We start from the raw sequence: 928 nt of genomic DNA, 5'->3' as shown, positions 1-928 counted from the left end.
TGCGCGCGCCCTACTTGATAACACCGAGCTCGGTGCACGCGATATTGTTGAGAAAGGCTTAGACATTGCAGCAAGCATTTGCGTATTTACCAACGACAACCGCACTATCGAAGAACTGAAGTAAAAGGCTAGCACTATGGCGAACATGACCCCGCGCGAGATCGTACATGAACTCAACCAACACATTATTGGCCAAGACGACGCAAAACGTGCCGTTGCTATCGCTCTTCGTAATCGCTGGCGCCGAATGCAACTAAACGAGGATCTACGCGACGAAGTTTCGCCAAAGAATATCCTAATGATTGGCCCGACAGGCGTTGGTAAAACAGAAATCGCTCGACGACTCGCTAAACTCGCAGACGCACCTTTTGTTAAGATTGAAGCGACCAAATTTACTGAAGTGGGCTATGTAGGCAGAGATGTTGATTCAATCATCCGCGACCTTGCCGAAAACGCGCTTAAACTTTTCCGTGAAAAAGAAATTAAACGCGTTGAAATGCGTGCAGCTGATCTAGCAGAAGATCGAATTTTGGACGCACTACTTCGTCCTGCTCGTAGCACTAATTCTTTTTCAGAAGAGCCTAGCGCTGAAGAATCAAGCACTCGTCAAATCTTTCGTAAAAAGCTCCGTGAAGGCGAGCTAAATGACAAAGAAATCGATATCGAAGTGAGCTCTACTACAGTTGGTGTTGAGATTATGGCTCCTCCAGGAATGGAAGACATGACCAATCAACTACAGAGTTTGTTCTCTAATATGGCCGGAGACAAACGTAAGAGCAAAAAAATGAAAGTGTCGGACGCTCTCAAAATTGTGCAACAAGAAGAAGCGGCCAAGCTAATTAATGAAGAAGAAATTAAAGCTACAGCCATAAAAGCCGTTGAACAAAATGGCATTGTATTTCTCGACGAAATCGACAAAGTCGCTAAG

Annotated in this window: 1 protein-coding gene and 1 pseudogene; both read left to right on the top strand. The window is 45.2% G+C overall.

Going from position 1 to position 928, the window contains the following annotated elements:
• Window positions 1–124, top strand: a pseudogene (locus tag A3738_RS30810) (HslU--HslV peptidase proteolytic subunit); the annotation flags it as partial.
• 12 nt (window positions 125–136) lie between these two features.
• Window positions 137–928: HslU--HslV peptidase ATPase subunit (gene hslU, locus A3738_RS08260; protein ID WP_156504100.1), on the top strand; the 792-nt coding region annotated here is incomplete at its 3' end.

This window comes from Oleiphilus sp. HI0066 (assembly GCF_001635725.1).
This window is presented reverse-complemented; position numbering and strand designations above follow the sequence as displayed.